The sequence below is a fragment of the Nostoc sp. LEGE 12447 genome (assembly GCF_015206985.1).
GTDB lineage: Bacteria > Cyanobacteriota > Cyanobacteriia > Cyanobacteriales > Nostocaceae > Nostoc.
This window is the reverse complement of record NZ_JADEXT010000029.1, coordinates 67126-89284: the sequence shown is the minus strand read 5'-3', so window position 1 is coordinate 89284 and position 22159 is coordinate 67126. Positions and strand designations below refer to the sequence as shown.

The window sequence follows — 22159 nt, the reverse complement described above, 5'->3', positions numbered from 1 at the left end:
AAATTCTTCAATCTCTAATCCCAATTCCCAATTCCCAATTCCCAATTCTCAATTCCCAATTCCCAATTCCCAATTGAATTATGCGTCGTACTCATATAGATGAAAGTCCAATCCGTTTTGATTTGTGGCGGCGACGCTTACCAAATTGGTTACAGCGCTTCCTACCAAGTGGTGGTGGCAGTCATGAAGATCATCATGGTAAAGGAATGTTCGGATTCACCGTATTCCTGCTGTCAGAAAGCATCATTTTTTTGAGTTTTATCTTTACTTATGTTGCTCTACGACTGAATACTAAAAACTGGCTACCGCCTGGTATTTCGGGACCGGAATTGTCTACACTCGTGATTATTAATACGGTAGTATTACTTTCTAGTAGCTTTGTGATTCAACCAGCAGAAAATGCCCTCAATCGTAATCAACTCACAAAATTTCGTTGGCTATGGTTAATAACGATCGCAATGGGGAGTTACTTCTTAGTTGGTCTGCTAATTGAGTGGAAAAATCTCGATTTCAAGATTACTACAGGATTAGTTGGTTCGACATTTTACTTACTAACAGGCTTCCACGGTCTACACGTCCTGGCTGGTGTTGTGCTTCAGATAATTATGCTGATTCGTTCATTCATCCCAGGCAACTATAATAAAACTCACTTCGGGACAAGTGCGACTACTCTTTTTTGGCACTTTGTTGATGTAGTTTGGGTCTTTCTTTTCTCGCTTCTCTACCTTTGGCGGGCATAAAAAAATTCAGAAATTCCAGTATTTTAAGGAGTAATGTGATGAATCTATTCTTACAAGAAATACCAGCCTCAGAACGTACCCTAAAAACAATTCAAGAAACTCCAGCACCAAGTCAAGATCCATTAATTGCACGCGGATTACAAAAAGAGCAATATGCTGGCATTATTGGGCTAGCGATTGCTCTGATTGCTGCTGTCGGATTTTTTAGTCAGAGAGTTGAATATGCTATTGCATTTGCTGTGTTCCTCAGCGCTATTTTGATAGCTTTGTTTTTATTCATCTAGCAAAGCTTTCATTATCTGATTTAACAAGATTTACGAGGGATTTTATGAACAGCCCAGTTTATCAAACTGTGATTGTCGGCGGTGGTTTTGCAGGGCTATTTACAGCCTTACATTTAGCTCACGAACACTATCCTCGTTCTGTTATCTTGATTGATAAAGACGAGCGCTTTTGCTTTAAGCCGCTACTATATGAATATTTCGATGGCGAAATGGATACCTTTCAGGTAGTCCCACGTTTTTCGGAACTACTTAAAGGTAGTGGTGTCATCTTTGTGCAAGATACAGTGCAATCGATAGACTTGCATCAACGGGAAGTCAAATTAGTATCGGGAAACTCCTATAATTACAGCAACTTAGTATTAGCCTTGGGCAGCGTTACTGGCTATCATCAAGTTGAAGGTGCTAATGTTAATGCCTTTCCTTTCTGGACGCAAGCAGATGCGATCGCTCTTGACCGTCATTTACGTGATTGTTTGCACAAAGCCGTCCAAACTGAAGATTTAGAACAACGCCGAAAACTACTAACAGTAGTCATTGTTGGTGGTGGTGCAAGTGGTGTAGAAATGGCAGCTACTCTAGCTGATTTTCTCCCACATTGGTATAGCGCTTTGGGAGGAGATTCAAGTGAAATTCGTGTAGTACTACTCAATCATGGTAAAGAAATCCTTGATGGCGATATAAATAACCCATTGCGTGAAATTGCCGAACGGGAATTGAACAAACGTGCTGCGCCAATAGAGATGATTGTGGAAGCAGAAGCTACTGCTATTGGTTCCAATTCAATTCAATATAAGCGTAACGAGCAAATTGAGACATTAGCTACACATACTACAGTTTGGACTGCTGGCACTTCTACCCATCCACTGATTAAAGATTTGCCAATTCCTAAAGAACATCGAGATCGTCGCGATCGCCCTTTAGTTACTCCCACCTTACAATTACTTGATTTTCCAGAAGTGTTTGTCGGTGGTGATTGTGCAGCAGTTCAGGATAATTCGCTACCGCCTACGGCTCAAGTGGCTTATCAGCAAGGAGCCAGTATTGCCCAGAATTTGAAAGCGATCGCTCTAGGAGAAGACCTCAAACCTGTTAAGATCAACATCCGAGGAACCCTTTTGAAATTGGGGATAAATGATGCTGCTGCTAACCTTTTCAATGTTTTTGAAGTTGCAGGCGAATCTGGGCATTTAATCCGTCAAGGCACTTATTTAACGCTATTGCCAACACCAATTCACGACTTTAAAGCAACAACGGAATGGGTGGATGAAGAGATTTTCCATCACCACCTTGACCCTCATGATGTCGGTAAAAAAGTGGTGCAAGCAGCGGAAATAGTTGGCGCAGGAGTTGTAGGTATTCTAGCTGCGAGAAAATTACTGAAAATGTTGGGAGATGAGGATAAAAAAGAGTAGGTAGGGAATCTCCTTTAATACAAGGTAAATTGCCAGCACAAAGGTTTCCTTTAAGTCTCTAATGTGAAGAATCATTTCTAGAACTGCTTACTTGGCAATTCACAGAGATAATTTTTTTACTTTGATACTGTGGATGCCCAAATATTTGAATATGTTTGTTAGTACTAAAATAAATCTCTCGTGTTTACCTGCTTTTACTAAGTCGAAGATATATAGTGCGATATTCGGTTTGATATTATCAGCATCCCTACCTGGTGTTGCAGGGGCAGAAACTGTGATGCAAAAAGTAGCACGGACAGGAGTATTAACAGCAGGTACAAGTAGAGATGCTTTACCCTTTGCATATTCTGACAGTCAAGGAAAATTGATTGGTTATTCTGTGGATATGCTGACTTTGATCCAGAAGCAGTTAGAAAAAGAATTAGGCAAGAAAATTCAACTTAAATTAGTTGGAGTTACCCCAGCAGAAAGAATTCCCAAGATAATTAATCGACAAGTTGATATTATCTGTGATGCGAGTAGTTTTACTTGGGAGCGAGATAAAAAGGTTGATTTTTCAATCAGCTATGGTGTCACAGGTACTCAAATTTTAATTAAGAAGGACAGCAATTTAGGTTCGCCTGAATCTCTCATTAACAAGCGTGTGGGTGTGCTGGCTGGAACTACCAACGAACAAGCCATCAAGCAGATACAACCCCAAGCCAAACTTGTATATTTTAAGGCTAGAGCAGAAGGATTTGCGGCTTTGGAACAGGGTAAAATTGACGCTTTTGCATCCGATAGTATTCTTTTAGAGGGATGGTTACAAACAGCAAAAAATCAAGATAGTTTTGCGATCGCACCTCCTCGTCCCTATTCACGAGAAGGAATTGCTTGTATGGTTCCTGAGAATAACTCTAAATTCCTCGATTCAGTGAACTATTCCCTCGTCAAGTTTATGCAAGGATTTGTCAACAATAACCCCAAATATGTTGCGATTTTTGACCGTTGGTTTGGTTCTCAAGGTGTTGTATTTCTAAATCGAGACTTACGTGATTTAGCTGTGGAAACCATGCAATTGATGATAGAGTTTCACGAAGATATTCCCCAGAAAGATTTGTAGGCTGTAGTTAAGCTACATTGGTGTCAACTTAAGCTCAAACACTCAATTTACCGTAGTTTTAGATCCCCCAACCCCATTAAAAAGGGGGCAAAAAACTCTAGTTCCCCCCTTTTTAAGGGGGGTTAGGGGGGATCAAAAATCTAGGTGGTACATCGAAAATTTTTGAAATGCTTATCAGACTCGGCTTTCACGTTAAGTTGACACCTATGGTTAAGCTAACGCGCCTACATATTACAATATTTTCCGTGTAGACCGTCATTAGTCATCACCAGTTGATGTGCAATCTTATTTGCGTAACAGCTTAGTATTGATGGTGAAGAAATTTGAGAGTATATTAGACCTCTAGCAAAACTCTTTTATTGTTATGAATCCAATGTCACAGTTTTAACTGGTAAGGTAATAACAAACTCTGTCCCTTGCCCCAGTATAGAAGTGCAGCTCAGATTACCACCGTGAGTTTCTTCGACAATTTGCCGAGCGATCGCCAACCCCAATCCAGTCCCTTTACCAACAATTTTTGTAGTAAATAAATGGTCAAATATTTTTCCTTTAACTTGTTCACTCATTCCCTTACCATTATCTGCAATGGCAATTTTAACTAGATGATTCTCGACTGAGGTTGTAATTATAATTTGGTTAGTAATTTCTTGAATCTCTGCTAAACTCCGCCCAATAGTTAACTCATCTAAAGCATCAATCGCATTTGCCAAAATATTCATAAACACCTGATTGAGTTGCCCTGGAAAACATTCAATTTGAGGTAAATCACCGTAGTTTGTGACAACTTCAATAGCAGGGCGTAGTTCATTAGCTTTCAGACGATGTTTCAAAATTAAAATTGTGCTATCAATGCCTTGGTGGATATTGAAAGGCACTTTGTAATCTTGATCTGCACGAGAGAAAGTTCTTAAACTGGTGCTGATTTTTTTTAACCTGTCGCATGCCATAGACATTGAATCAATCATCTTGGGCAAGTCTTCTAAGCTATAATCTAAGTCAATTTCGACCGCATGATCGAGAATTTCATCACTTGGATTAGGCACGCTTTCTTGATAAAGTTTCAAGTGTTTAACAATATCAGTAACAGTTGGTTGAGCTTGTTTGAGACTGGCAGCAATAAAACCGAGGGGATTATTCATTTCGTGAGCGACACCAGCAACTAAGTTACCCAGTGCAGACATCTTTTCACTTTGGACTATTTGTAATTGGGCGTTTTGTAGATCATTTAGCGCTTGTTGCAAATCAAGTGATTTTTGCTGTAAAGTAAGTTCTGCTTGTTTGCGATCGCTAATATCTCGCATCACAATTACTGCGCCAAGTTTGTTGCCTAAAGAATCGACGATCGCTTGTCCGCTAGCTAACAAAATTCTCTTAGAACCATGCTTCGGCGCAATTACAATTTCTGCATTTTCAACTATTTCCCCTTGCAAGGCGCGAAACAAAGGAATTTCTGTTGTTGATAGGGGTGTTTGACCGTCAGGTTGATAGAGATCGAAGTGTTGTGCCCATTGCTCTGGTGGTAATGATTCTAGTGGTAAGCCATGAAACTCACGAGTTGCGTTATTGAATAAGATCAAATTTCCATTAGGGTCACAAACAACAATCCCATCTGTAATATTTTGAATAATGGCATTCAAGAACTCTCGTTCTTTGGCTAGAGATGCTTCGGCCTGTTTGCGTAAGCGAAGCTCGTCGTAGACATCGCTAATATCAATTACCACCCCATCCCATAAGATTGCACCATCGGCTTGTCGCTCTGGCCGAGCCGCAGATTGAATCCATTTTACGGTTCCTGAAGGTAGGATAATGCGCCATTCTTGCTCAAATGGTGTCAGAGTTTGGGCAGAGTAAGCGATCGCTTTTGCAATAGCTGGTTGATCGTCAGGATGATTCATAGCGTAAAGGCTGTGTATCCCTGCCATCACTAACTCTGGCTCTAATCCATACAAGTCCAAACAGCCAGAGCTAACGTAGGGTGTTGAAGTTGAACCGTCGGCTGCCAAACGGAATTGGTACACCATCCCAGGAATATTATTCGCCAAATTTTGGAAGCGGATTTCACTAGCCTGTAATTTTGCTAGAGATTGCGTCAACTGTTGAGCATAGTTTTGGGAATTTCGATAAAGTCGGGCATTCACCAGAGAAATTGCCGCTTGAGCGCAAAGCAAGTTCAGCAGTTCGACGCGATCGCTTGTAAAGGCTCCAGCTGCTAGGTTATTTTCCAGATACAATATGCCCAGCAACTTCCCCTGATGTAATATCGGGCTGCACAAGATGCTTTTGGGCTGCTGTTGCTGAATATAAGGATCGTTGATGAATTGAGGATGCATTGTGGCATCAATAATTACTGTTGGTTTTAAGCTGCGTTTGACGGTATTAATTAAGCCAACTGGCACATCCTGAGAGTCTTCAATGGGTTGTGGATTCAGCAATCTTGGGTAAAAATCAACATGAGTAATTCCCTTTTTGTTCTCTACAGATACGATACCAAGAGAAAGCTGTGCTAACGCCTGAATTAGCAAACGCTCTGATTCCAAAAGCATGAATACACACTTATCTGCTCCAGCATTTTCAATGACAATATGCAGCAATACTGAAAGCAGTTTTTCCAGTTCGATTTCGCCAGATAGGGTTTGGGAAGCTTTGAGAATGGTAGCTAAATCTAGAGCAACAGAAATGCTGCTACTACTGGAATTGGCAGAACTGGTGGAGGTGACACTCCCCAAGGCAAAGATAGTTTCGTTAGTTGAGAGAGGAGAAGGACTTTGCTGAAGAATGGGGGAAAGTAATTGGGGATAGCGTTTTTCTAGATCGACGACTTTGGCTTTCGCACCCCAACGAGCATAACCATAGTACGCTTGAGTCATGTATGACTGAGCAATCTGCTCCTTGCCCCAGTCTAGGTAGAATTTGGCGGCTAATTCATTGGCTAGTGCTTCTTCTTGAATATAGCCTTGTTCTTTGGCTCCAATAATGGCGCGATCGTAACATTCAATTGCTTCTGCCCGATTGCCCAAGACTCGATACCGCTCGGCTTCCACCAAATCAAATTTATGGCGAAAATTCATTGGTGCATGGGTAGCCCAGTAGTTAAGTTTTTCTTGGTTGGCAGTAATGCATTCTTTCATTTGCTGCTGTTCTAGGGCTGAGAGTTGCTCAAACCATGCTAGTTGAGCTAAAGAATCATAGAAATGAAAGATGGGGACATATAAAAAAGCAATGATCGCATCTAAATATTGTCTCGCTTGCCTAGCGTGTTCTACGGCTTGTTCAAACTCGGAAAACAGATACGATACAACCAGTTTGTTAATCCACAGCAATGCTAATCCGGTGCGATCGCCTGCTGCTTCATGTAATGGAAGTTGATGCTGTTCATTGTAGGCTGTACCGCTCAACACCACGACATCATCCGCATCTCCCATTAAATTCAGCAAAATTTGTCGAATCAATTGGGAATAGTTCAGAGCTAGATTTTGCTTCAGGTGCTTGAGCGCTTCACAATAACCAGCAACTTCCGGCTCTAGCTGTGTTAAATTCTGTCCTGAAAAATAGGAGTAAAAACCGTAGTTATATGCAGAGTAACCTGCGAAAGCCAAATCGCCCACATCTAAACAACTACAATAGGCAGTCTGCAAGGGTTGTAATAACTCCCGCAGGGGCATTTTCCAATGCCTTGTATACACACAGACTAATAATAAAGTTTTCCCTTTCAATTCGGAATTATGATAACGCGATAGTAGGTCGAGGGCTAACTGACCGAATTCATAACCTAATTCGACGTTTTTGAATACACCGCACATCAGTATTCCATAAGAGGCATAGCTAAAGGTCGAGGTTGATTCATTACCATAGACGACAGATAAATAAACCTTTTTTAAAATCACCAGTAAATACAACTGTGGCTGGGACAGATAAGCGCAGGGTGCTACTGATGTCAAAATTCGAGCTGCTGCCAGGATGTTTGCATCCCTTGCATCGCTGAGGTTGAGCAACTCGGCAGGGAATCGCTCTCCAATTACATCTAAGACGGTACTCAAGTCCACTGCCACATCTTCCTGGGTAGGCTCTGTAGGTAGTTCCACTCCCAATTGCTTTAAAATGGTAAGTGCTGCTGCGATCGCTTCGGCAAAATAACCCTGAGCAGTGAATACCTCAATTTTCACCTCATAGACGCTGATTTTATCTAATGGAGTTTTGGCGTGATTTAGGACAAGATGGGCATTGGCTGCCATCTCTTCTAAATCACCGCTCAGATAGGCAGCTTCTGTGGCAACTTGATGGAGTGCTAGGGTTAACTCATACTGATGCTGCCAACTGTTTTGGGCGAGTAACCCAATGCCCACCTGGGCATATTTACAGGCAGCAGTGTAGGCGATCGCTGCCTTGGCCTTGCGGCTTGCCATCAGGTTAAATTGCGCTAATGCTTGACGTTCTGCGGGTTGGGTAATTAATTCAGCTGCAACGTTAAGTTGACCGACAATTTCAAAAATGCGTTCTTCCCGGTTGCCTTCGGGGGTATTACTCAGGAGTAACTGGCCAATTTTTAGATGAGTTGCCTGTTTTTGCTCCTCTGGGATGAGAGAATATGCTGCTTGTTGGACGCGATCGTGCAAAAATGTGTAAACACAGGAACCAGAATCCAGAATCCCCAAGTCAGAAGCAATAAAAGATTCTTCTGACTCTTGATAAAACTTATAGACATCACAATGTGGTAAAACTAACCCTTCTTGCAACGCTTTCCACAAAACTTCTGCCGTTTGGGTTGGAGACTGTTCAAAAACGATCGCCAATGTCGCCAAATCAAATTGATTACCGATACAGGCTGCCAATTTCAGAACTTCCTGAGTTTCGAGTGGCAACTTTTGTAGTTGAATTGCCATAAACTCAACGACATCATCCGTTAAAGAAAGCGATGTCTGAAGACAAGCTGCCGTGCGTCTGGGTACTTGCGCCAAATCATACTGCCACAAACCTATATCCCAATCAAAGGTAATTCGTCCATCTTCATGTAATGCCTTGAGAAACTGGGTTATAAAAAACGGATTACCTTTGGCTTTTTGATAAACTAGCTCGGTTAACGGCAGGGCAACTTCTGTTGAATAACTCAATGTATCGGCAATCAAACGATTCACATCTGTTTGACTCAAAGGAGCTAATGTAATGGTGCTGACGGTGACTCCCTTCTCAATCTCTTCTAGGGCTACCATTAACGGATGAGCCGCAAACACTTCATTATCACGGTATGCGCCAATAATTAATAGATAACCCTTTAAGGTTTCACCCATTAACAGCCTCATCAAATTCAGAGATGCCAAATCTGCCCAATGCAAATCGTCGAGGAACACTACTAACGGATGCTCTCTTGTAGCAAATACCTGAATAAATTTCACAAACAGCAGATTGAAGCGGTTCTGTGCAGCACTTCCCGATAATTCTGGTACTGGCGGTTGCGTGCCAATAATCCGTTCTAATTCTGGAATCACTTCAATTATCACCTGTCCACTCTCAGAGATTGCGGACAGAATTTTGTTTCGCCACTTTTCCAACTGGGTGTCGCTTTGGGTGAGCAACTGTCCCATCAAATCCCGTAAAGCTTGTACAAAAGCAGACAGGGGAATATTGCGGTTGAACTGATCATACTTCCCTTTGATGAAGTAGCCGTTCCAGCGAACGATGACCTTATGCACTTCATTCACCACGGCAGTTTTACCAATGCCAGAGAAGCCAGCCACCAGCATCAGTTCCACTGCACCATTGGCAACCCGCCCAAATACCTCCAGTAAGCTTTCTATTTCCTGCTCCCGTCCGTAGAGTTTTTCAGGGATGAGAAAGCGATCGCTGATATCGTGCTGTCCTAAATCAAACCATGTGTGTTTACCTGTTTTTTGCCATTGTTCTAAGCAAAATACTAAATCATATTTGAGTCCCGTAGCACTCTGGTAGCGGTCTTCGGCATTCTTTGCCATCAGCTTGCAAATGATCTCTCCCAACATCAAGGGGATTGCCGGGTTGAGATTACAGATAGAGTCAGGTTGTTTGGCGATATGACAATGTAACAACTCCATCGGATCGTGAGATGTAAAAGGCAGTTGTCCACTCAGTAGTTCAAAGAAAGTTACACCCAATGAATAAAAGTCGCTGCGGTAGTCAATGCCTCGGTTCATCCGTCCAGTTTGCTCTGGCGACAAATACGCTAGGGTTCCCTCCAGTCCGTTGGGACTTTGGATTTCTTGGGTTTCTCGTGGTAGCAGCGAGGCAATACTGAAGTCAATTAGCTTAATTGTTCTGGTGTCAGGATGAATCAGGATATTAGCTGGCTTGACATCTTTGTGAATGACGCGCTGTTGATGCAACTGGTGTAAAGTGTCTATCAGTTGCAAGGCAATGGGTAGGAATTCCTCTAAGCTCAGTGGTTGTCTTTGGGTAAATTGTCGCAAGGAGATGCCACCAAAGTCTTCCATAACTAGGGCATAGCCATTGTGATGGGGTTCTAGGCTGTAAGGTTTAATGATGCTGGGAATATCTAGGTTTTTAGCGATCGCATATTGGTTGCGAAACTGGATTAATTCGCTAAAACTTGGATATTCTCGTTTTAAGAGCTTGATGACAACTGGTTGGCGATCGCATTCTCGTATTGCCCGATACACTTGAGTCCGAGAACCAGAATAAAGTTGCTCTATAATTTGGTAGCCAGCGATCCTTACAGTTGCATCAACTTTTGCACTCATAAATTTTTACCAGAATTCCTTGTCTAACGCTAGAATTCCCCAGACAGCATCTTCCTTAAATTATATTTTACATCAGTATCAAAAAGAACCATACTTTATTGGGTATTGGGCATTAGGATAAGTTTTTTATACTCGTGAAGAAGTCTTTATTTTAAATAAGGGGCTGCATCCGCAGCAAAGCTGGTAAATCCAGAGAGGTGAGGTGTTGATAAGCTCGATCTATAAAACGCTTGCCCCTAAGAAAACCTGTATTAGCTCCGGGACAAATGTACCTGAGAGTTTCTGGTGTAAAATGTTCTAATAATAACTGAACACTGTTGATTTGTCGTGGCCAGTGAAAGGTTTTAGTTATCCGTAATGGTACTGCATCGCCCTTCTGATTAGGAACCAAATGGCGACCAGAAAACAATATACCTCCAAGCTTACTGTAGTATAGGCAAGATGAACCGGGAGAATGACCTGGTGTCCAAATAATTTTGACTGCCGCATCAACAGTAAATTCTTGACTAAAGGTAGTTACGGGTAAGCCTGGTAATAAATAAGCTTCTTGTTCTTGCATCAGGACTTCACAACCCAAGGCTTTCTGAATTTCAGCAGTTTTGCCTATAGCACCTCGATGGGTGAGAAATAACCAACGCACCCCTCCATGCGCCGCTAAAAAGTCTTGATTTGTTTGGTCTAGGGCAGGGCAATCTATGAGGATATTGCCTTCATTTCTTACAATAAAATAAGAGGTTCCCCCTAATGTGTCCCGATTGGGTGGGAAAGCAAAAATGCTATCTTGTGCGAAGTCCGATTGCAAGGAACTTCCGCTAGGAATTTCTTGAGGAAAGACAGCCCGTGGTGGCTTAGTTGTATGACTTGGCTGTTGAGGTAAAGGGCACATAATCAAAGAACCGGAACTGAGGAGTTGTGGACAATCTGGTTACAGTGTAGAAATTCTGAAGAATTGAACTGTAACCATCTGAAAAAATTGGGATTTGAGGTCTGCCTCGTAGTTAATGCTATGGTGCTGAAGCTACTGGTAGGGCGTTTTGTCAAAATTACTGAAGATAACATGGCATTTTGGTTTCTGTTTATCCTCCTACTGGGGCTAGCTACTTATCTAATGGTGCAGCACAGTGTCGCTCACATCACTCGAACGCCAGTATGGTTGTTGTGGCTGGTTTTAATGACACCAGCATTGTTGTTAAGTGGATGGACACTGATATATAGGGCGAAACAACCTCCACCACCAGGGCTGATTGTTTCGTCGTTATTTGTCTGCACAGTTTTGTACTGGATATTGTTTCTAGGGGGGCGGCGAGTGCCAAGAGATACACAAACTGAAGTCCCAGCCCAAGCCTCAGAATCACAGCCAATTATCCAGCCTACCCCAGAACCACTAGTGCGTCCCATTGAGCCAACAGAAGAAACTCAACTGCGAAATTGTTTTCCTTGGTCTGTATATTACGTTCAAAATATTGAGTATCGACCACAAGCCGTAATTTGCCGGGGTCAGTTGCGAACTAAAGCCAGCAACGCCTACCAGCAGATTAAGACTAATATTGAAGCACAATTTGGCGATCGCTTCGTGTTGATCTTTCAAGAAGGCATAAATGACAAGCCTTTCTTTGTGCTGGTTCCTAATATTCAGGCTGCTAAAGAGAGAAATACACCCCGACGCGACCAAGAACGCTTAACTCGACCAGGATTAGCACTTCTACTACTAGTAGCGACTTTGATAACTACTACCTTGGTGGGAGTGGAAATTGCTGGTACTTCTCTTCCGCCTCTATGGGAAATTGGCTCTTTGTTCAAAGTTCTATCTAACCGAGATGTCCTATTCAAAGGATTACCTTATGCTTTAGGGTTAATGACTATTTTGGGTATTCACGAACTTGGGCATTATTTGACGGCTAAATTCTACAAAATTCGCTCGACGTTGCCTTACTTTATTCCAATGCCTTTCTTTTTGGGAACTTTTGGTGCATTTATTCAGATGCGTAGTCCCATTCCCAACCGCAAAGCATTATTTGACATTAGTATTGCTGGGCCACTTGCAGGCTTTGTTGTTACCTTGCCATTACTAATATGGGGCTTGGCTCATTCTGACGTGGTTCCCCTGATTGAAGAAAAAACCCGATTTTTGAATCCTGATGCTCTTAATCCTAAATATTCCATCTTACTAGCGCTACTGTCGAAGCTAGCCTTGGGAAGTCAGTTAACAGCAAAATCAGCCCTTGATTTGCATCCAGTTGCAGTAGCTGGTTTTATCGGACTAATTGTGACGGCGTTAAATTTAATGCCTGTAGGACAACTTGATGGAGGCCACATTGTCCATGCAATGTTTGGACAACGAGTTGCGATTATGATTGGTCAAGTGGCTCGCCTCCTCTTGCTATTACTTTCGTTAATCCGGGAAGAATTTTTGATGTGGGCGATTATCTTATTATTTATGCCGTTGATTGATGAGCCTGCACTGAATGATGTCACTGAATTGGATAACAAACGTGATATTTGGGGATTACTGGCAATGGCTTTGTTGATTGTAATTATTTTGCCATTACCGCAAGCGATCGCTAACTTTTTGCAAATTTAAAAAGTATCAACGCAGCCATAAAATCTAGATATATTTTTTCCAACTATGAAATTAACCATAGCTTGGTGTTTTTTATTGAAACAGAAGTCAAAATTCTTTTTCACTAGTTTCGCGCAAGAATCAATTTTGAAAGCTGCGATGCCTGCGGCGGGCTACGCCTACGCTGTAATGCTTCCAAAGAACAAGCGAGTTTAACTAAATCTTGATTTCCGGGTAGGGGCAATTTATGAATTGCCCCTGAGCGTGTATAGTTTTGCGTAAGTCCTAAATAGGGAAAATACGCTGTATTACAACTAACTCGATACTGAATTAGCCGCCTCAGAAGCCTTCGCAGCAGGTGGAAAACCACCCATACGAATCTCAGAAGTGAAGGAAGTAATGCTAAATCCACCAAAACTCTTGAGGACATTTACCCGCATTCGCAAATTGGGGCTAGCAAACCACAGGCGCTCCTCTGACCAGATGTTTTCATCTTCTATAGTTAGGATTAAAGCACCATCACTGTCAAATTTGTAGTGTCCAGCAACTGGAGTTTTCTCAGCATCAACTATTTCCCGCAGTAACTTGCCTTCAGACGGATTATCTGCATCGGGTACTGAAACTAACACAGTTGAACCACTATGTTTTGTTTGCTCCTTTTCCATTGTGCCATTCCAGTTAATTTTGATAGCACAGGAGGCGGAACTAGGATTAATTTCGTACTGTTGACACAGTTTGATCGCTTCTGGATGATCTACTGCTAAAGTCTCAATGATAATGTCTGACTTGCTATGTTCAGATTCATTCAAAGCCAAATGTTGACTAGTCCGATGAGAAAACCATTTACCAGCACTTAACTGAAAAAACTCTTCAATATTCATGAATGAAATTACCCTGCATCAAAATGCTAAAATTCCCACTTAATTATTAAAAGGTAGCAGGAGGCTCTAATATTATTAAGCTTGATTGCCTATTTCCTCAAGCTTCTTGAGGCCAATTCTGGCTGCCTCAGCAACGTTGAAATGATTGTCTTTTTCTAAGTATTTTAAAGCTGAGACACTCTTGGGAGTGGGAAGATTACCCAAAGCTTCTGCCAAACGTTGTCTGACTAACCAATCATCTGATTGGGCAAAGCGTAGAATCTGATCGACAGACTCAATATCTTTAATTTCTCCGAGCGCAGAAATTGCAGCCTGTTGCAATACTACTTCTTTGCTGTCCAATGCCTGAAGAAGAAGTTGACGGGCACGGGGATCTTTAATGTTACCTAGAGAAACAGCTGCACTAAAGCGTACTAGCCAATCAGTATCTTCATAAAACGCCCGTGAAAGCACTTCAAAGGCTCTGGCATCGCCCAAATATCCTAAAGCACCAGCAGCATCAGCGCGGATGCCATAATCGGGGTCATTTTCGAGAATTCTGACCAAAATTGAATAACATTCTGGTGTTGGCTTGATTCCAAGGGCAAATATTGCCATCGATCGCAGTTGCAAAGATTCGTCGTCTAGTACCTTTTTAATTAAAGGGACTGCCTCTTCAGGAGAAACATGACGCAGATTAGCAAGAGCTACCATGCGATCGCGTAAGTTCGGACTTTCTAACTGAGTAGAAATTTCTTGTAAGCTGAGAGCTGTCATGTAGTTCAAAGCATTTTCTTTACTTATCTTAATTTACTCGATCCTTTCATCAGGCTGTCGCCATCGTGAAGTAGGAGTTTGGCGACTTTACAAAATGACTCAATTATGAGTGAAAAATAAATAAATGTTACAAGAGGAGGCAGAGGGCAGGAGGCAGAAGGCAGGAGGAAGAAAATATAATTTTTACAAGAGGGTGCAGGGGGCAGAGGGCAGCAAAAAAATTGTAGGTTGGGAGGCACTTGTTTCTCGCTTGGAACTAGCCGCGAACAAGTCGTAAAAACCGCAAGGGCGCAGTAGCTTCCCAACCTACGCCAGTTTCAGTTTTTAGCTTTAACTGAATCACATTGGTTTTTAAGACACTTTTCCTGCGGAAGGCTAACCCACTTTCAAAGAAATTTTAAGAATATATTTGGCAAGATCCCGCGATTTATTTGACCTGGCCATTTGTAGAAGTCTGGTTCAAACTATATATTTAGACTAGGTTTCAGAACGGAGAGGGGGGGATTCGAACCCCCGTTAAGTTTCCCTAAACAGACTTTCCAGGTCTGCGCCTTAAACCACTCGGCCACCTCTCCAGGTGCCACAAGTTACGATCATACTATAGAATCCCAGAAAATGCAAAGATAAAGAAAGATATTCTTAGATTGAATCTGAAAGTCCTAATTCTACAACGCAAATCCAGATGTCTCGTACATACACAATTAAAGTTCGCGATCGCGCCACTGGCAAAACATACACCCTACAAGTGCCAGAAGACCGCTATATCCTGCACACTGCCGAAAAACAAGGTGTGGAACTACCGTTTTCCTGCCGCAACGGGGCTTGTACCGCTTGTGCTGTAAGGGTATTGTCGGGAGAAATTTATCAACCAGAGGCGATCGGATTGTCGCCAGATTTACGTCAGCAAGGTTATGCCCTTTTGTGTGTGAGTTATCCCCGTTCTGACTTGGAAGTAGAGACACAAGACGAAGATGAAGTCTACGAACTCCAGTTTGGACGCTATTTTGCTAAGGGGAAAGTAAAAGCGGGTTTACCGTTAGATGAGGAATAAACAATTGAAGAAGGCAGGAGGCAGGGGGCAGGGGATAGGGGGCAGGGAGCAGGGGGTAGGGGGGAAGAGGTTCTGGTCGTTAGGCGCAGCAGCGACCATAGGAGAATTTGTGATGGTTGGGAGTGTTGGTAACTGGGTACGAAAAATAACTATTTTGGTTTGCTTATTGCTCTTGGTGAGTTGCCAAAGTAAAAACCAGTTGCCAAATAATCAGGCTCAGGTGAAAGTAGCGCGGGTAGTTAGTGGGCAAAGTTTGGAAGTGTTAGGAATGGCTGAACAACCGAATTTGATTTCTCAAGTGCGGTTAGTTGGCGTTGATGCACCAGATTTGCGACAGAGACCTTGGGGAGAAGCAGCAAAAGAACAGTTAGAGAATCTTATTGGTGGTGCAGAAGAATTGGTCGAACTGGAGTTTGATTTAGAAGCAAAAGATAAAATCGGGCGAACTCTAGCTTATGTATGGAAAAATAAGGTGTTATTGAATGAAGAATTAGTTAAACAAGGCAATGCAATGTTTGTTGGGCGATCGCCTAACCACAAATATGACCAGCGTTTAGAACGTGCCCAACAATGGGCTAGACTCATGGGCCAAGGAATCTGGAATCCAGAAAAACCCATGCGCCTTACTCCCGCCGAGTTTCGCCGCCAAAATCTTTGAAGGGTTGGGAATGGGAAATGAGGAATGGGGAATGGGGAATTGGGCAATGGGAGAGATGAACCAATGACAAATGACAAATGACAAATGACAAATGACAAATATACAAATTTTTCTAGATATTGCTACAGAAGCAGCCTTAGCTGCTGGTGCTATTTTGCAAGGTTACTTGGGTAAGTTAGAAGACGCAATTATTGAAAAAGGTCGCCCTGGTGATTTAGTCACGGCTGCTGATAAAGCTTCAGAAGAGTTGATTTTAGAAATTTTGCGTCGCCATTTTCCCCAGCACTCTATCCTCGCTGAAGAATCAGGCAAATTAGGTAATCAAGAAAATGAATACCTCTGGGCAATAGATCCTCTAGATGGTACAACCAACTACGCCCATCAATACCCATTTTTTGCAGTTTCCATTGGGCTGTTAATTAATGGCGTTCCAGAAGTGGGTGTAATTTATGACCCCTTCCACAATGAGCTATTTAGTGCGGCTACTGGCTTAGGAGCAACACGAAATCGTCGTCCCATCAATGTTTCAGCAACATCTGAACTCAGTAAAAGCTTACTAGTGACTGGATTTGCCTACGATCGCCGTGAAACCTCTGATAACAACTACGCAGAATTTAGTCACCTTACCCACCTTACGCAAGGGGTTAGACGTAGCGGTTCAGCATCGCTAGATTTGGCTTATGTTGCCTGTGGGCGTGTCGATGGTTACTGGGAACGAGGGCTTTCTCCTTGGGATATTGCCGCCGGGATAATTTTGTTACAAGAAGCCGGGGGCAAAGTCACCGCCTACGATGGCACTCCTGTCAAAATTGAGTCAGGTAGAATTCTCGCAACAAATGGTTATATTCACGACTCCCTCAGTAGCGAATTGTTACAAGTTCCACCACTATCAGCATGGGTGTAGCACGTGGAAGCTTTCCCTTCGACTTTGGGTAAACTAAAAAAAATCTAACTGCTCCTTTGGTGCAAATCCCCTATATGTCTTTCAAAATAGATCGTGGATTATTTAAATATGATTTCATAGATCATCACGCAATATTGTGCGTTCCAGTTGATGCGGATGTCAAAGAGATTCGAAAACGCTATCTCCAAATTGCCCGCCGCTTACACCCGGATAGTAGGTTTACTGAAAGTGATGAACAAAAACAGCTAGGAAACGAATTGTTATCAAAGTTGGTTAACCCAGCTTACGAAAAACTTGCTGGCGATCGCACTCGCACGGAATATATTTTAATTTTGTCGCAAATCGGCAAGCGCTTGTTACAAGAGTCTGCTTCGTTAACTCTCACCACCGATTTGGCTAAAGAGTTAGTCCAGTCACCTAATTTCGATCATGTCTATAAAAGTGCGATCGCTAAACTAGCCCAAAGCCAATATGATTCTTTAGACCAAGTGCAGCAAGTCCTTGCCCAAATTAGTGAGTTGAATTTAGTCTATTTAATGCGGAGTGCAAGCAAAACATCCGCCGCGCCGCCGCCACCTGCTCAACCTAAAGTTCAATCAGTTACACCTCAACCAAGTACACCAAAAAATACACTCCCAGAACCAGCACCAGCGCCACCAAAAGAAGACACGGTTGTAGAACAGTATGTTCGTCGCGCTCAATCTTTGATTGACAAAAACCAATTTGCCCAAGCCAAAGTAGAGTTGCAAGATGCCCTGAAGCTAGAACCTAAAAATAGTCGCTGTCATAGCTTGATTGCAATGGTGTATTTGAGGCAAAATCAGCTAAAAATGGCAAAAATCCACTTTGAAAATGCTTTAAAGTTAGATCCCAGTGACGAAATGGCTCTGCAATGGAAACCTAAAATAGATAAGGCATTAGCACAACACCCTAGCGATCATAAGGTGACTTCATCCGCCAATAATGGAGATAAGCAACCAGATAAATCTGGTAGTGGTGGTTTGTTCGGTGGTTTGTTTGGTGGGAAGAAAAAATAATGGTGTATCAACCAGCATCGGGTGCCAGGGATTTATTGCCCTTGGATGTGGAGAAAAAACGCTGGATTGAAGATCGGTTACAGCAGGTGTTTCATCGTTGGGGATATCACAGGATTATCACCTCAACTTTAGAGCGTATGGATACCTTGATGGCAGGGGAAGCAATTCAGCGCCAGATGGTGATTCAACTACAAAATGGCGAAGATGATGAATTAGGGCTACGTCCAGAATTAACAGCATCCATTGCTCGTACTGTTGTCACTCGCATGGCAAATGCAACTTATCCGCAACGGTTGTACTACAACGCCAATGTGTTTCGCCGCACGTGGGAAAGTAGGCATAATCGCCAGCAAGAGTTTTATCAAGCTGGGGTGGAGTTGTTAGGTGCTGGCGGATTGCTGGCGAATGCGGAAGTACTGTTGTTAGTCGCAGATTGTTTAGCAGCATTGGGTTTGCGACAATGGCACTTAATTTTAGGTGAAGCGGGAATTACGCGATCGCTCTTGAGTGCATTTCCAGCTAATTTACAGGATAAAGTTCGCAGTGCGATCGCTCATCTCGACCGCATTACCATAGATACTTTACCCTTGAGTGACAAACTACGCGATCGCGCCAGAATCATGCTGGATCTGCGCGGCCCCAGTGCAGACGTGTTACAAAAAGTTAGTAGTTTGGATCTAGACGAAGAACAGCGAGAGGCAGTGAATAACCTCAAATTCCTAGTAGAATTACTAGAATCAGAGAAAAAATTTCCCTTAATCCTCGATCTCAGCCTGATCCAGACCATAGATTACTACACTGGTATTGTCTTTGAAGTTGTCAACGACACCGAATCCCAAGCCAGAGTTTTAGGGCGTGGTGGTCGCTACGACCAGCTTTTGGGTCTATATCATCCCCAAGGAGAAAATACACCCGGAATTGGTTTTGGATTAAATATCGAAGATTTATACCAAATTTTGTTATCTACTCAACAATTACCGCAAGTAACCCCAGCGAGTAACTGGTTAGTAGTACCAGAGACGGCGAGTGCTAACGCCCCTGCCTTTGCCTACGCGCAAAAACTTAGAGATTCCACCCATTTAGTGCGGGTAGAAATTGATTTAGGGGGAAGGGATGCAGACGCTATTCGCCAATATGCACGCGATCGCAGCATAGCCCAAATTGCTTGGATTAAAGCTGATGGTTCGCCCAAAATTGAGTCATTGCGTTAAGTGAGTTGAGAATTAGGTATGGGGCAAAACAGTTCCGTTAGCGATAGCGGGGCGTTTAGCCCGTGAAAAGTTAGGAGTTACGAATTCTCCCCCTGCCTCCCCTGCCTCCCCTGCCCCTCTTCCCACTCCCCTGCTAGGCTAGAAATAGCCGATACAGAAAAGAGGGAATCGAGAATATGCCGCACACAATTGTTACAGAAGTCTGTGAAGGCGTAGCTGACTGCGTAGATGCCTGTCCAGTAGCTTGTATTCATGATGGCCCAGGCAAAAATGCCAAGGGAACAGATTGGTACTGGATTGACTTTGCCACTTGCATCGACTGTGGTATATGTCTCCAAGTTTGCCCAGTAGAAGGGGCGATTCTGGCAGAAGAACGACCGGAGTTGCAAAAAACTCCGTAATAGTCCATAGTCAACAGTCAATAGTTATTTTTTGACTTGACTGTTGACTGAAGAGGCAGGGGAGTAGGGAGCAGGGAGCAGGGGAAATATACTGATACAAGGGTTTCAGAGCAAATAAATTTATTTATTCTCAAAAGTAAAAATATTTATTTTGAGCGGAAAGTGCCAGAAGAAATAATACATCTTTGCCTCAAGCCCATAAATTTAATTTATGGGTTTCTCCCACTGCTCCACTCTCCCTGCCCCTTTTACTCTTTTTGACCAATGACAAACTACAAATGACAAATGACAAATGACAAATGACTATTTACTAGATGTTCAAAATGTCCATGCTGGATACATCAAAGATGTAGATATCCTGCAAGGTGTGAATTTCCTGGTTGCCCCAGGAGAGTTGGTGACAGTGATTGGCCCCAACGGTGCTGGTAAATCTACTTTGGCAAAAGCAATTTTTGGGCTTTTGATACCCCACACAGGCACAATTACCTTCAAAGGTGAAAATATCGTGGGGCTAAAGTCCAATGAAATTGTTCAACGAGGAATGTGCTATGTACCGCAAATCGCCAATGTTTTCCCCTCTCTCAGTGTTGAAGAGAACTTGGAGATGGGTGCTTTTGTACTTAATGTTCCTCTGAAACCAATTAAAGATAAAATATTTACCATGTTCCCCAAACTGAGCGATCGCCGTCGTCAACGGGCTGGTACTCTCTCTGGAGGAGAACGCCAGATGCTAGCGATGGGTAAAGCTTTGATGTTGGAACCTAGTTTGCTGATTTTGGATGAACCATCTGCTGCTTTATCCCCGATCTTAGTGACACAAGTATTTGAGCAGATTAAACAAATTAATCAGGCGGGAACTGCGATCGTATTAGTAGAACAAAATGCCCGTAAAGCCTTAGAGATGGCTGATCGCGGCTATGTACTGGAGTCTGGACGCGATGCTATATCGGGCCTTGGTCAAGAACTGTTGAACGATCCTAAAGTGGGTGAACTATATCTGGGAGCAGGTAAAAGACATTAACCATCTTTAATCACTCTTGCCCCATTCAACATAACACCACTTTAAATAAGGAAACTTCACGAGCCGATAGCGATGTCGAAGGCGGTCTGCGCCTACGCTATCTATAAACTAATACAAAAGCTATAACAATTCCTGCCACTGCCGCGACCGTCGTTTTCGATGCTCAAAGAATTCTCCCCAATAATCCTTGCGTTTCTAATCACATCTACAGCAGGTAAAAAGGTAAAACAGGACATTCATTCAGGAAAAATTATAAAAATGCAAATTAACCGGATTTGCCAGAACCCCAATTGAACAAGAGGGCGTACTAAACTTCCTATATATAAAGCTCTGCATCAGTTTTTGATGTAATTCTGAGTCAAAATAAGGACTCAAAGCCGCTCCAGAGGAAACCTGGGGCGTTTTTCATGGTATAAAAACGCCTATGTTTACCCTAATCAAAATTGATTGAGTGCTTTTGGCAATTTGGCATCCAAAATTTTTCTGTTCCAGTTTTAATTGATATATCAGCAGGGTTACTGGGACATTGAGAAACTTCTACAAGGGATCGATTCCCGTCTCAAAAATCCCACCCAATGGCCAGTTGTTGACGCTCAGGCTCTGTAAACTACCTTAAATGGTGGATGCAGTAAACAAGCAGAGTAAGCGTCACCGCTTCATCACAACTGGCTAGAAATCAAACAGAAAACACATAGTTAGTTAAGAGATGCTCTCCTGGCTTGTCCATTCTTTTTATGGTATTGCGTAGAGGAGGAGCATTAGGTTTCATTAAGCAACCGTAGCTGAGAATTGTATCGGCTCAGTGATAAGTTAGGCGCACTCACAAATTCGGTTACTCAACGGTTAGAGGAATTACTCAACTTATTGAGTGCTGCAAAGGCGTTGAAGCCGAAGTAGATGCAAAGCGGCTTGTCGTCAGACATTGCTCGGCAGATTGTTGAAGAAACCCACGGTGGGAAATTGAGTTTTAGCTCGGTTATTGGTGAAGGCACGGAATTTCTAACTTAACTACCTGTGTAAAATTTTAAAGTTATTTCTTTATAAATAACTACAGATATCTGGCAATACTCAAGCTAGAAGTTTTAAGGTATTTTCAAGAAATAAATTATTCAAATAAACGTAGACGCATTAGCGAAGCGGTAGCGACGTTCGCGTAGCGGCTTGCCGCAGGCTACAACAGAGACGCAGATAACACAGATAGATAAGAAATAGAGAGAATTTTTGCGTCAGTTTTGGGATGTTGTTTTAATTGAAATACCTAAGAATTTATAATTGAAAATTTTGCACAAATACTGCTCAAGATAAACTGATTCATCTTTTATGAAAAAAATGAGAATTAATTTTTAGCTAGATATAACTCTGTGTTAAAATTTAAAACATTCAAAATTCCAAAGTTTTAAAACTTAAGTTTGA

At 42.5% G+C, this 22159-nt stretch carries 16 protein-coding genes and 1 tRNA gene; 12 read left to right on the top strand and 5 right to left on the bottom strand.

All coding sequences use genetic code 11. From position 1 onward, the window contains the following. Positions 1 to 77 precede the first annotated feature (77 nt). From IQ274_RS24855 to IQ274_RS24840, 4 genes are all read left to right on the top strand, one after another. Complete coding sequence (locus IQ274_RS24855; RefSeq protein ID WP_416209851.1) at positions 78 to 740, top strand: cytochrome c oxidase subunit 3; 663 nt, start codon at positions 78 to 80, stop codon at positions 738 to 740. 38 nt (positions 741 to 778) lie between these two features. Continuing rightward, positions 779 to 1024: a hypothetical protein gene (locus tag IQ274_RS24850; RefSeq protein WP_163927582.1), complete on the top strand. Its 246-nt coding sequence runs from the start codon at positions 779 to 781 to the stop codon at positions 1022 to 1024. A gap of 44 nt (positions 1025 to 1068) precedes the next feature. Continuing rightward, entirely contained in the window at positions 1069 to 2436 is a 1368-nt protein-coding gene (locus IQ274_RS24845) for an NAD(P)/FAD-dependent oxidoreductase (protein ID WP_194143753.1), read from the top strand. Positions 2437 to 2587: 151 nt separating this feature from the next. Continuing rightward, on the top strand, positions 2588 to 3538 hold the full coding sequence (locus tag IQ274_RS24840; RefSeq protein WP_228058344.1) for an amino acid ABC transporter substrate-binding protein: 951 nt from the start codon (positions 2588 to 2590) through the stop codon (positions 3536 to 3538). Positions 3539 to 3900: 362 nt separating this feature from the next. Here the strand turns inward: IQ274_RS24840 and IQ274_RS24835 are convergent, their stop codons facing one another. Together IQ274_RS24835 and IQ274_RS24830 are read right to left on the bottom strand one after the other, a co-directional pair. Continuing rightward, positions 3901 to 10266: an AAA family ATPase gene (locus IQ274_RS24835; protein WP_194143751.1), complete on the bottom strand. Its 6366-nt coding sequence runs from the start codon at positions 10264 to 10266 to the stop codon at positions 3901 to 3903. 151 nt (positions 10267 to 10417) lie between these two features. Beyond that, a complete protein-coding gene (locus tag IQ274_RS24830; protein ID WP_194143750.1) occupies positions 10418 to 11152 on the bottom strand; it encodes an MBL fold metallo-hydrolase in 735 nt (244 codons plus the stop codon). Positions 11153 to 11323: 171 nt separating this feature from the next. Between IQ274_RS24830 and IQ274_RS24825 the strand changes: the two genes are divergently transcribed. Continuing rightward, entirely contained in the window at positions 11324 to 12847 is a 1524-nt protein-coding gene (locus tag IQ274_RS24825) for a site-2 protease family protein (RefSeq protein ID WP_194143765.1), read from the top strand. 293 nt (positions 12848 to 13140) lie between these two features. Here IQ274_RS24825 and IQ274_RS24820 read toward each other — a convergent pair whose 3' ends face one another. The 3 genes from IQ274_RS24820 to IQ274_RS24810 all read right to left on the bottom strand — a co-directional run bounded on the left by IQ274_RS24820 (position 13141) and on the right by IQ274_RS24810 (position 15038). Further along, on the bottom strand, positions 13141 to 13707 hold the full coding sequence (locus tag IQ274_RS24820; protein WP_163927586.1) for a phycobiliprotein lyase: 567 nt from the start codon (positions 13705 to 13707) through the stop codon (positions 13141 to 13143). Positions 13708 to 13782: 75 nt separating this feature from the next. After that, positions 13783 to 14463 carry a HEAT repeat domain-containing protein gene (locus IQ274_RS24815; protein ID WP_114080714.1) on the bottom strand — a complete coding sequence of 227 codons (681 nt, stop codon included), beginning with the start codon at positions 14461 to 14463 and terminating at the stop codon, positions 13783 to 13785. A gap of 490 nt (positions 14464 to 14953) precedes the next feature. Beyond that, positions 14954 to 15038, bottom strand: a tRNA-Ser gene (locus IQ274_RS24810). Positions 15039 to 15145: 107 nt separating this feature from the next. On the opposite strand from IQ274_RS24810, the gene IQ274_RS24805 reads away from it, so the two are divergent. From IQ274_RS24805 to IQ274_RS24775, 7 genes are all read left to right on the top strand, one after another. Then, on the top strand, positions 15146 to 15514 hold the full coding sequence (locus IQ274_RS24805) for a 2Fe-2S iron-sulfur cluster-binding protein (protein ID WP_163927587.1): 369 nt from the start codon (positions 15146 to 15148) through the stop codon (positions 15512 to 15514). 112 nt (positions 15515 to 15626) lie between these two features. Beyond that, on the top strand, positions 15627 to 16172 hold the full coding sequence (locus IQ274_RS24800; protein WP_194143749.1) for a thermonuclease family protein: 546 nt from the start codon (positions 15627 to 15629) through the stop codon (positions 16170 to 16172). Positions 16173 to 16263: 91 nt separating this feature from the next. Next, positions 16264 to 17076, top strand: a complete 813-nt coding sequence (locus IQ274_RS24795) for an inositol monophosphatase family protein (protein WP_163927588.1) — start codon at positions 16264 to 16266, stop codon at positions 17074 to 17076. A 74-nt stretch (positions 17077 to 17150) separates the two neighbouring features. Continuing rightward, complete coding sequence (locus tag IQ274_RS24790; protein WP_194143748.1) at positions 17151 to 18113, top strand: J domain-containing protein; 963 nt, start codon at positions 17151 to 17153, stop codon at positions 18111 to 18113. Further along, the gene (locus IQ274_RS24785; RefSeq protein WP_194143747.1) at positions 18113 to 19324 is read left to right on the top strand and encodes an ATP phosphoribosyltransferase regulatory subunit; all 1212 of its coding nucleotides are present in this window, start codon (positions 18113 to 18115) and stop codon (positions 19322 to 19324) included. Before IQ274_RS24790 ends, IQ274_RS24785 begins: the two co-directional genes overlap by 1 nt. 176 nt (positions 19325 to 19500) lie before the next feature. Continuing rightward, positions 19501 to 19725, top strand: coding sequence for an indolepyruvate ferredoxin oxidoreductase subunit alpha (locus tag IQ274_RS24780; protein ID WP_012407913.1), 225 nt, complete (start codon positions 19501 to 19503; stop codon positions 19723 to 19725). A gap of 292 nt (positions 19726 to 20017) precedes the next feature. Continuing rightward, positions 20018 to 20746, top strand: coding sequence for an ABC transporter ATP-binding protein (locus tag IQ274_RS24775; RefSeq protein ID WP_012407914.1), 729 nt, complete (start codon positions 20018 to 20020; stop codon positions 20744 to 20746). The last annotated feature ends 1413 nt before the right edge of the window (positions 20747 to 22159 follow it).